The sequence below is a fragment of the Mycobacterium sp. genome, assembly GCF_036490025.1.
Classification (GTDB): Bacteria; Actinomycetota; Actinomycetes; order Mycobacteriales; family Mycobacteriaceae; genus Mycobacterium.
Window position 1 is genome coordinate 1 of record NZ_DASXEP010000197.1, and the last position, 10,223, is coordinate 10,223.

At 65.3% G+C, this 10,223-nt stretch carries 9 protein-coding genes and 1 pseudogene; 6 read left to right on the top strand and 4 right to left on the bottom strand.

From position 1 onward, the window contains the following. From gap to ppc, 6 genes are all read left to right on the top strand, one after another. Positions 1-976 (top strand): type I glyceraldehyde-3-phosphate dehydrogenase (gene gap, locus VGG53_RS23000; protein WP_331520433.1); only part of this gene is annotated, 976 nt, incomplete at its 5' end. A gap of 2 nt (positions 977-978) precedes the next feature. Further along, positions 979-2,190 carry a phosphoglycerate kinase gene (locus VGG53_RS23005; RefSeq protein WP_331520434.1) on the top strand — a complete coding sequence of 404 codons (1,212 nt, stop codon included), beginning with the start codon at positions 979-981 and terminating at the stop codon, positions 2,188-2,190. A 13-nt stretch (positions 2,191-2,203) separates the two neighbouring features. Beyond that, positions 2,204-2,989 carry a triose-phosphate isomerase gene (gene tpiA / locus VGG53_RS23010; RefSeq protein WP_331520435.1) on the top strand — a complete coding sequence of 262 codons (786 nt, stop codon included), beginning with the start codon at positions 2,204-2,206 and terminating at the stop codon, positions 2,987-2,989. A gap of 201 nt (positions 2,990-3,190) precedes the next feature. Continuing rightward, positions 3,191-4,294 carry a PecA family PE domain-processing aspartic protease gene (locus VGG53_RS23015; RefSeq protein ID WP_331520436.1) on the top strand — a complete coding sequence of 368 codons (1,104 nt, stop codon included), beginning with the start codon at positions 3,191-3,193 and terminating at the stop codon, positions 4,292-4,294. Positions 4,295-4,338: 44 nt separating this feature from the next. Further along, a complete protein-coding gene (secG, locus tag VGG53_RS23020; RefSeq protein WP_331520437.1) occupies positions 4,339-4,575 on the top strand; it encodes a preprotein translocase subunit SecG in 237 nt (78 codons plus the stop codon). Between the two features lie 45 nt (positions 4,576-4,620). Next, positions 4,621-7,413 carry a phosphoenolpyruvate carboxylase gene (gene ppc, locus VGG53_RS23025; protein WP_331520438.1) on the top strand — a complete coding sequence of 931 codons (2,793 nt, stop codon included), beginning with the start codon at positions 4,621-4,623 and terminating at the stop codon, positions 7,411-7,413. Positions 7,414-7,466: 53 nt separating this feature from the next. On the opposite strand, the gene VGG53_RS23030 is transcribed toward ppc, so the two are convergent. The 4 genes and pseudogenes from VGG53_RS23030 to VGG53_RS23045 all read right to left on the bottom strand — a co-directional run. Beyond that, on the bottom strand, positions 7,467-7,865 hold the full coding sequence (locus tag VGG53_RS23030) for an ATPase (protein ID WP_331520439.1): 399 nt from the start codon (positions 7,863-7,865) through the stop codon (positions 7,467-7,469). A 176-nt stretch (positions 7,866-8,041) separates the two neighbouring features. Then, positions 8,042-8,785, bottom strand: a complete 744-nt coding sequence (pgl, locus tag VGG53_RS23035; RefSeq protein ID WP_331520440.1) for a 6-phosphogluconolactonase — start codon at positions 8,783-8,785, stop codon at positions 8,042-8,044. Continuing rightward, entirely contained in the window at positions 8,782-9,693 is a 912-nt protein-coding gene (opcA, locus tag VGG53_RS23040) for a glucose-6-phosphate dehydrogenase assembly protein OpcA (protein ID WP_331520441.1), read from the bottom strand. Before opcA ends, pgl begins: the two co-directional genes overlap by 4 nt. Then, positions 9,690-10,223: pseudogene (locus VGG53_RS23045) on the bottom strand (glucose-6-phosphate dehydrogenase); the annotation flags it as partial. The gene opcA and the pseudogene VGG53_RS23045, both read right to left, overlap by 4 nt.

The window sequence follows — 10,223 nt, forward strand, 5'->3', positions numbered from 1 at the left end:
CTTCTACCGGGCCCTGCTGGCGCAGCAGGCCGCGGGCGCCGACACCAAAATCGAGGTGGTCGCGGTCAACGATCTGACCGACAATGCGACGCTGGCGCATCTGCTGAAGTTCGACTCCATCCTGGGCCGGCTGCCCTACGACGTCAGCCTCGAAGGCGAGGACACTATCGTCGTCGGCAACGCCAGGATCAAGGCTCTGGAGGTCAAGGAGGGCCCAGCGGCGCTGCCGTGGGGTGACCTCGGTGCCGACGTGGTCGTCGAGTCAACCGGCATCTTCACCAATGCCGCCAAGGCCAAGGGCCATCTGGACGCCGGTGCCAAGAAGGTCATCATCTCCGCACCGGCCACCGACCCCGACCTCACCGTCGTGCTCGGCGTCAACGACGACAAGTACGACGGCAGTCAGAACATCATCTCCAATGCCTCGTGCACGACGAACTGCCTTGCGCCGCTTGCCAAAGTGCTGCATGACGAATTCGGCATCGTCAAGGGCCTGATGACCACCATTCACGCCTACACCCAGGACCAGAACCTGCAGGACGGGCCGCACTCGGATTTGCGTCGCGCGCGTGCCGCCGGGCTCAACATCGTCCCGACATCCACCGGTGCCGCCAAGGCGATCGGCTTGGTGCTGCCCGAGCTGAAGGGCAAGCTGGACGGCTATGCATTGCGGGTGCCGATCCCGACCGGCTCGGTCACCGACCTCACCGCGGACCTGTCCAAGTCGCCCAGCGCCGACGAGATCAACTCGGCTTTCAAAGCCGCCGCGGAGGGCAAGCTCAAAGGCATCCTCAAGTACTACGACGCGCCCATCGTCTCCAGCGACATCGTCACCGACCCGCACAGCTCCATCTTCGACTCGGGTCTGACCAAGGTGATCGACAACCAGGCCAAGGTGGTGTCCTGGTACGACAACGAATGGGGCTACTCAAACCGCCTCGTCGATCTGGTTGCGCTGGTCGGCAAGTCGCTGTAACCGTGTCTATTCCTAACCTGGACGACCTTCTCGCGCAGGGTGTTTCGGGTCGTGGTGTGCTGGTTCGGTCCGATCTGAACGTGCCACTCAACGACGGCGTCATCACCGACCCGGGCCGTATCACCGCATCGGTGCCCACAATCAAGGCCCTGGCCGCCGCCGGCGCGAAAGTGGTGGTGACCGCGCATCTGGGACGGCCCAACGGCGAACCCGATCTGAAGCTGTCGCTGGCTCCGGTCGCCGCGGCACTGGGTGAGCAACTGGACAACGACGTCCAGGTGGCTGACGACGTCGTGGGGCAGGATGCGCGCGCCCGTGCCGGGCGGCTGGCCGACGGGGACATCCTGCTACTGGAGAACATCCGCTTCGACCCACGGGAAACCAGCAAGGACGATGCGGATCGACTGGCACTGGCCAACGAGCTCGTCGAATTGGTCGGGCTGACAGGTGCTTTCGTTTCCGACGGGTTCGGGGTAGTGCATCGCAAGCAGGCCTCGGTCTACGACGTCGCCACGTTGCTGCCGCACTACGCGGGCAAGCTGGTCGCTGAAGAGGTCAGCGTCCTGGAGCGGCTGACCAGCTCGACGGAACGCCCCTATGCCGTGGTGCTCGGCGGTTCGAAGGTGTCCGACAAGCTCGGGGTGATCGAGCAACTGGCAACCAAGGCCGACAGCATCGTGATCGGCGGCGGCATGTGCTTCACTTTCCTTGCCGCAAGCGGTTTTTCGGTCGGTGCGTCGCTACTGCAGACCGAGATGATCGACACCTGCCGGCAACTACTCGACACGTACGCCGACGTCATCCGGCTACCGGTGGACATCGTCGTAGCGGATGAATTCGCCGCCGATTCGCCGTCGGAAGTCGTTGCTGCCGACGCGATTCCAGAAGGCAAGATAGGTCTGGACATCGGGCCGGGATCGGTCGCCCGGTTCACCAAGCTGCTGTCCAACGCGGAGACCATCTTCTGGAACGGCCCGATGGGCGTGTTCGAGTTCCCAGCCTTCGCGGCCGGCACCAAGGGTGTCGCCGAAGCGGTCGCCGCCGCGACTGCCAAGGGCGCGTTCAGCGTGGTCGGCGGTGGCGACTCGGCTGCTGCGGTGCGTGCGCTCGGCCTGCCCGATGACGGCTTCTCCCACATTTCCACCGGCGGCGGGGCATCGCTGGAATACCTTGAGGGCCAGACGCTACCCGGCTTAGAAGTGCTGAGTACCTGAGCTAAGGACGACGATGAGCCGCAAGCCGTTGATAGCCGGCAACTGGAAGATGAACCTCAACCACTTCGAGGCGATCGCCCTGGTGCAAAAGATCGCCTTTTCGTTGCCGGACAAGTACTTCGACAAAGTCGACGTCGCCGTCATTCCGCCGTTCACCGATCTGCGCAGCGTGCAGACCCTGGTCGACGGTGACAAACTCCGGCTGACCTACGGCGCCCAGGATGTGTCCCAGCACGACTCCGGCGCGTACACGGGGGAGATCAGCGGGGCTTTCCTGGCCAAGCTGGGCTGCCGCTACGCCGTCGTCGGGCACTCCGAGCGGCGCATCTACCACGACGAGGACGACGCGCTGGTGGCCGCCAAGGCCGCTGCAGCGCTCAAACACGAGCTGACGCCGATCGTCTGCATCGGCGAGCACCTGGAAGTCCGCGAAGCCGGCGAACACGTCAGCCATTGCCGGGCTCAGCTGCGCGGGTCGCTGGCGGGTTTGTCGGCCGAGCAGATCGGCCAGACCGTGATCGCCTACGAGCCGGTGTGGGCGATCGGCACCGGGCGGGTGGCCAGCGCCGGCGATGCCCAAGAGGTGTGCGCGGCGGTCCGCAAGGAGCTGGGCGCGCTGGCGTCACCGCAGGTCGCCGACACCGTCCGGGTGCTCTACGGCGGCTCGGTGAACGCCAAGAACATCGCCGACATCGTCGCGCAGGAGGACGTCGACGGCGCCCTGGTCGGCGGCGCGTCGCTGGACGGCGAGCAGTTCGCGACGCTGTCCGCGATCGCCGCCGGAGGCCCGCTGCCGTAACTGGTGGGCGGTACAGGTTGCGCGCTCGGCCTAGTCACGTTTAGCTTAAAAGACCCTGAAAGAAGCACAGGTTCGCTAAGGTTCCCAGGTTACGCAGCGTTACCCAACGCCCGGGGAGGCATCTGAATGGCTGGTCGCGACGGCGAGAAGCATGCACGCAGGTCCTCGATGCGCCGGTGCGGAGTGGTCATGGGTGGCGCCGTGAGTGCATTTGCGGCCGCAGCAGCGATGGCCACCGGCTCGGCGGCACCCGCGAGCGCCGACTTCGACGCACTGATCGACCCGATCATCCAGCCGATTCTGACCTCGCTGACCGACTCACTGGCGGTCTTTGATCCTGCTGCCGCGCTCGATCTGACCAGCTGGACCGACAGTTTTCTCGCCAGCCTGAATGCGATCGACTTGGCGCTTCCGTCGACGGCTGACTCTGCGGCGGCCGTCGCTGCCGCAGCCGAACCCGCAGCGGCGACGGGCCCCTTCGACCTTCCGCTGAGCATGGAGCTGGGCACCGAGCCGGCCGTGAATGCTTCTATCGCTAGTGGGCCGGACGTGCCGCTGCTCGTCGACACCGGGTCTACCGGCCTTGTTATCCCTTACACCGACCTTGGAGACAACTGGTTCACTCAGCTCGAGGGCTTGTTCCAACTCGGCTTCCCTAACAGCTTCGGTGAAAGCGGCTACAGCGGTGGCGTCGAGTACATCTACGCGACCTACAACAACGTGCCGGTCGATTACGACGGCGGTTTAAGCACCAATGGGCCGGTTGATGTGGAGCTCCTGTCCTGGCCGACATCCTCCGGCTCGCCGCTGAGCTTCCAGGAGTTTCTCGCCGATAACCAGGTGAGCGGCATTCTCGGTATCGGCGACAACACGGCGGGTCCGGCAGATGCCAGTCCGTTTGAGAGTTACGGCGGTGTGCTCGTCGACATCCCCGAAGGCAAGCTGATTGTCGATGCCACCAACCCGTTGCCGTCTTTCGCCACGGTTGACGGCGCTCCGGTCAGCGCCTTGTACGAATCGGTCAATGGCGGGACCCCGATAGCCGTCATCAACGACATCGACTCCGGTGGTGTGTGGGGAACCATCCCGTCATCACTCGCTTCTTCCGTGCCGGCTGGCACCACCATTGAGGTTTACAACGGCGCCGGTGGGCCGCTGCTGTACTCCTACACCGTCGGCGACGACTTCGGTGCGCCTGCGCCGGTGTCGGGAACCGACATCGACAGCGGTGTCGCGCCGTACCTGCTGTATCCGATTTACATCGACTACGCCAACGGCAACTTGTACTTCGACAACCTGTCGTAGCGCCGGTCTGAGGCGGTCAGGCGCAGGCCGGTAAGGTGTGGGCCATGGAATTGGCCCTGCAGATCACCCTGGTGGTCACCAGCGTCCTGACGGTTCTGCTGGTGCTGTTGCACCGCGCCAAGGGTGGCGGCTTGTCGACACTGTTCGGCGGTGGCGTGCAGTCCAGCCTGTCCGGGTCGACGGTGGTGGAGAAGAACCTCGACCGGCTGACCTTGTTCGTCGTCGGCATCTGGCTCGTCGCCATCGTCGGTATGGCGCTGCGGATCAAATACAACACCTGACCCCACACAAGGCGAAGACGGCCGACCGACCTGATACTGGTAGGTATGGCTGAAGCACCCGACTCGCTGGAGCCCTTCGGCGCGGTACAACGCACCCGAACAGGTCGCGAAGCCACCGAGCCGATGCGCGAAGACATTCGGCTACTCGGCACCATCCTCGGCGACACCGTGCGCGAGCAGAACGGCGACGAGGTCTTCGACTTGGTGGAGCGGGCCCGGATCGCGTCCTTCCGGGTGCGCCGCTCGGAGATCGAACGCAGCGAGGTGGCGCAGCTGTTCGACGGCATCGACATCCACCAGGCCATCCCGGTCATCCGCGCGTTCAGTCACTTCGCGTTGCTGGCCAACGTTGCCGAAGATATTCACCGCGAACGCCGGCGCGCCATCCACGTCGCCGCCGGCGACCCCCCACAGGACAGCAGCCTGGCCGCCACGTACCAGAAGCTGGACTCAGCGCAGCTGGACGCTGGGATCGTCGCCGAGGCGCTGACCGGCGCGCTGGTCTGCCCGGTCATCACCGCCCATCCGACCGAGACTCGCCGCCGGACGGTGTTCGACACCCAGCACCACATCACCCAGCTGATGCGACTGCACGCGCACGGCAACACCGAAACTGATGCCGGCAGCGACATCGAAACCGAGCTGCGCCGCCAGGTGCTGACGCTGTGGCAGACCGCGCTGGTGCGGTTGTCCCGGCTGCAGATATCCGACGAAATCGCAGTCGGCCTGCGCTATTACCAGGCCGCGTTTTTCGACGTCATACCGAAAGTCAACGCCGGGGTGCGCGACGCGCTACGCAGCCGCTGGCCCGACGCCGACCTGCTCACCGAACCGATCCTGCGACCGGGGTCCTGGATCGGCGGCGACCGCGACGGCAACCCGAACGTCACCGCCGACGTCGTGCGACTGGCCACCGGCAGCGCGGCGTACACCGCGATCGGCCACTATCTGGCCGAACTGACCGCGCTGGAGCACGAGCTGTCGATGTCGGCCCGACTGGTCGCCGTCACCGACGACTTGACCGCACTCGCCGAAGATTGCGACGAGCCGGCCCGCGGCGACGAGCCCTACCGCCGCGCATTGCGCGTCATCCACGCTCGGCTGACCGCCACCGCCGAACAGATCCTCGATCAGCAGCCCGCCAACCTGCTCGACCTGGGCCTGTCGCCTTATGCGACGCCGGGGGAGTTGCTGGCCGACCTCGACACCGTCGATGCTTCGCTGCGCTCCAACGGCAGCACGCTGCTGGCTGACGACCGGCTGGCGCGACTACGAGAAGCCGTGCACGTCTTCGGTTTCCACCTGTCGAGTCTGGACATGCGGCAGAACTCCGACGTTCACGAAGAGGTGGTCGCCGAGTTGCTCGCCTGGGCCGGCGTGCATCCCGACTATTGCTCGCTGAGCGAAGACGAACGGGTCAACGTGCTGGCCGACGAACTGGGCACCCGACGGCCTCTCGTCGGCGACCGCGAGCAACTGTCCGACTTGGCCCGCAAAGAACTCGCGATCATCAGCGCCGCCGCACGTGCGGTGGCCAGCTATGGTCCGCCCGCGGTGCCCAACTACATCATCTCGATGTGCCGGTCCGTCTCCGACCTGCTGGAAGCGGGGATCCTGCTGAAGGAATGCGGGCTGCTCGATGCCTCCGGCAGCGACCCGGCCTGCCCAGTGGGCATCGTCCCGCTGTTCGAAACGATCGACGACCTGCGTCGCGGCGCATCGATTCTCGAAGCGGCACTTGACCTTCCGGTCTATCAGGCCATCGTGCGGGCCCGCGACGACAGCCAAGAGGTGATGCTCGGCTACTCCGACTCGAACAAGGACGGCGGCTACCTGACCGCAAACTGGGCGCTTTACCGAGCCGAGCTCGATCTCGTCGAATCGGCACGCAAAACCGGAATTCGGTTGCGGCTCTTCCACGGTCGTGGTGGAACGGTGGGCCGCGGTGGGGGGCCGAGCTATCAGGCGATCCTTGCTCAACCGCCGGGAGCGGTGAACGGTTCGCTGCGGCTGACCGAGCAAGGAGAGGTGATCGCCGCCAAATACGCTGAGCCGTTGATGGCGCAGCGCAACTTGGAGACCTTGCTGGCGGCCACCTTGGAGTCGACCCTGCTCGACGTTGAAAGGCTCGGCGATGCGGCCGGTCCGGCCTACGAGGTACTCGACGAACTGGCCGACCGGGCGCAGCGCACCTACTCCGAATTAGTCCACGAGACAGAGGGTTTCGTCGATTACTTTCTGCAGTCCACACCGGTGAGCGAGATCGGCTCGCTCAACGTCGGCAGCCGACCCACGTCACGGAAACCGACATCGTCGATCTCCGACCTGCGCGCAATCCCCTGGGTGATGGCATGGAGCCAGTCACGGGTGATGCTGCCCGGTTGGTATGGGACCGGGTCGGCGATCGAGGACTGGATCGCCGGCGGCGACGGGCGCCTCGAGACACTGCGTGACCTCTACCAGAGGTGGCCGTTCTTCCAGACCGTGCTGTCGAACATGGCGCAAGTGCTCGCGAAGACCGATCTGGGCCTGGCGGCCCGCTACGCCGAGTTGGTGGAAGACGACTCCTTGCGGCGCCGGGTGTTCGACAAGATCGCCGCCGAGCACCAGCGAAGCATCAACGCGCACAAGCTGATTACCGGCCAGGACAACTTGCTCGCCGACAACCCGGCGTTGGCCCGTTCGGTGTTCAACCGATTCCCGTACTTGGAGCCGTTGAACCACCTGCAGGTTGAGCTGCTGCGGCGTTACCGCTCCGGCGAAGACGACGAATTGGTACAGCGCGGAATCCTGCTGACAATGAACGGTCTGGCCAGCGCGCTGCGCAACAGCGGGTAGGGGTGGCGAGCCTCTAGAAATCTCACCTGGCCGGTGGTACGCACGAGCAGGGTCTAACGGCTACCGCGATTGCGTAAGGCGTTGAAAGCGTTGCGAACTGCGTGTTCGGTCACCGACAGCGGCGACATCACGGTCTCGCCGACGCTGACCATGTAGTCGATGCGTTCGACAATCGCCTCGACCGGCGCGACGAGCGTGACCAATCGCTTCATCAGGTCGTCAATCCGGCCGAGGGTGGCCTCGAAGTGATCAAGCCCGTTGTCCAGACGATCCACGGCGGTGTTCAGGTTCGAGAGCGAGTCATTCAGGTCGCCCAGGGTGTCGCCCAGGCCACCCAATATGTCTTCCAGTTGGTTGACGGTGACGTCGGCGTTCATCGCCGCCTGAGTGAGCGTCTTGATCCGCTGACGCGCTGGGCGATCGCCGGCACTTTTGTCTGCCATGACGCTCATTATGGCGGTAGGGGGAACCTCCGGGACCGGATACCCATCTGATCGGGTATGGATCGGCAGCATTGTGACCCCTACTGCGCTGCGTCGATCAGGCGCATGGCGTTGCCCAACCTCGTCCAACGGCAACAGGACTATGAGCGGGGGTATGCCGACGGGCAGGCCGAGCGGCGCTCAGGTTAAGCAGGCAGCTCGCTGGCAGCCCCGGTGTCGAGAAACCAGACGGTGTGCTCGCGCCCGATGGCACCGGCCGCCGGCACCGCCACCGGGTCGGCGCCACCGACGGCGGCGGCGACCGCCGCGGCCTTCTCGGCGCCCGACACCAGCAGCCAGACCTCTCGGGAACGCTGAATTGCCGGAAGTGTCAAGGTGATTCGTTGCGGTGGCGGCTTGGGCGAATCTTCGACATCGACCACCAGCCGGGTCGTCTCGCGTACCGCGGGGGTATCCGGAAACAGCGAATTGATGTGGCCTTCAGGTCCCACGCCGAGCAGATGGATGTCGAAATTCGGTGCGGGATCGCCCGGCTCGGCATTCGCGGCCAGGATCTGCTCGTAGGCCAGTGCGGCGGCGGCCAAGTCGTTGCCGAATTCGCCGTCAGCAGCCGGCATGGCATGCACGTTGCGCGCCGGGACGTCGACGTGATCCAGCAATGCCTCACGAGCCTGCTTGTCGTTGCGTTCAGCGTCGTCTTCGGCGACGTATCGATCGTCGCCCCAGAACAGATGCACTTTGGCCCAGTCGATCCGCCCGCCCTGGCTGCCAAGAAAGCGCATCAGACGGTTGCCGTTGCCGCCACCGGTCAGCACGATCAGCGCTCGTCCGCGTGCGGTGACGGCATCGTCGACGACGCTGATCAATCGCTCGCCCACGGCGGCAACCAGCGCATCGCTGTCGGCGAACGTTTCGACTGAGGTGCTCATGCGTACTCCACCCGATCGATGCCTTCTAACGCTGAAAAGTAGATTGCGTCCGCGTCCAGTCGCCGGAGATCCTCGGCGAGGCATTCCGGGACGTCTCGGCGCTGCAGCGGAACGAGCGCGTCGGGTTTGCCGGTGCGACTCAGCGTCGCCGTGCGCCCCTTTTGCGGCCTCCGCAGCGTCACCGTCTCGGTTGGGCGCACCAACTCGACTTTGAGCTCACCGACCACCCGCCGCACCGGTCCGTCGATGCGGCTGGCCAGCCAGCCCGCGAGGATGTCGAGTGCCGGCTCGGTTTTGAGCCCAGACACCACCGCCGACGTGATCGGCTCGTGCGGGGGTTGGTCGATGGCCGAGGTGAGCAGTGCGCGCCAGTAGGTGATGCGGCTCCAGGCCAGGTCGGTGTCGCCGGGCGTGTAGCCGGGCAGTCTGCTTTTGATCGCGCTCAGCGGGTCGGCCCCGTTGGTGGCGTCGGTGATACGTCGAATTGCCAATTGGCCCAATGGGTCTTGGGCGGGGACGGCCGGGGCGATATCCGGCCACCAGGCCACCACGGGGATATCGGGCAGCAGGAACGGCAGGACGACGCTGCTGTTGTGTCCGGCCAGCGGCCCCGACAGCCGAAGGATCACCACTTCACCGGCGCCGCTGTCGCCGCCGCCCCGCAGTTGCGCGTCCAGGCGGGCGTCGCCGGCATCGGCATCACCGGTCAACACCACGATCACCCGGCTGGGATGCTCGTGGCTGGCCGCGTTGGCGGCTTCGATGGATCCCTCCAGCACGGCGTCGCTGTCCGGCGCGATCACCAACGTCAGGACCCGCCCGAGGGTTACCGCGCCGGTTTTTTCGCGCAGTTCCGCAAGCTTTTTGTTGATCTCGGTGGTGGTGGTGTCCGGTAATTCGACAATCATGGTCGCCGCCATTCCCGGCCGGTGCGCCGCAGCATCTCGAAGGCGGAGGCCGGACCCCAGGTGCCTGCTTCGTAGGAATCGGGCTTACCGTGCTCCGCCCAGTATTCGAGCGCGGGATCCAGTATCTGCCAGGCCAATTCGACCTCGGCATTCACCGGGAACAGTGACGGCTCGCCCAGTAGGACGTCCAGGATCAGCCGTTCGTAGGCTTCGGGTGAGTCCTCGGCGAACGCGGAGCCGTAGGAGAAATCCATATTGACGTCGCGAACTTCCATAGTGCTGCCCGGCACCTTCGATCCGAATCGCAAGGTAATCCCCTCGTCCGGCTGCACCCTGATCACCAGCGCGTTGGCGCCCAGCTCATCGGTCATGGTCGCGTCGAACGGCAGATGCGGGGCCCGCTTGAAAACCAGCGCGATCTCGGTCACTCTGCGGCCCAGACGTTTTCCGGTGCGAAGGTAGAACGGCACACCGGCCCAGCGGCGGGTGTCGACTTCCAGTGTGATGGCGGCGAACGTCTCGGTGGTGGA

Excerpts from the sequence above, each read along its gene's own strand:
- tpiA (WP_331520435.1), top strand. The coding sequence starts at position 2,204 with ATGAGCCGCAAGCCGTTGATAGCCGGCAACTGGAAGATGAACCTCAAC.
- secG (WP_331520437.1), top strand. The coding sequence starts at position 4,339 with ATGGAATTGGCCCTGCAGATCACCCTGGTGGTCACCAGCGTCCTGACG.
- ppc (WP_331520438.1), top strand. The coding sequence starts at position 4,621 with ATGGCTGAAGCACCCGACTCGCTGGAGCCCTTCGGCGCGGTACAACGC.
- VGG53_RS23030 (WP_331520439.1), bottom strand. The coding sequence starts at position 7,865 with ATGAGCGTCATGGCAGACAAAAGTGCCGGCGATCGCCCAGCGCGTCAG.
- pgl (WP_331520440.1), bottom strand. The coding sequence starts at position 8,785 with ATGAGCACCTCAGTCGAAACGTTCGCCGACAGCGATGCGCTGGTTGCC.
- opcA (WP_331520441.1), bottom strand. The coding sequence starts at position 9,693 with ATGATTGTCGAATTACCGGACACCACCACCACCGAGATCAACAAAAAG.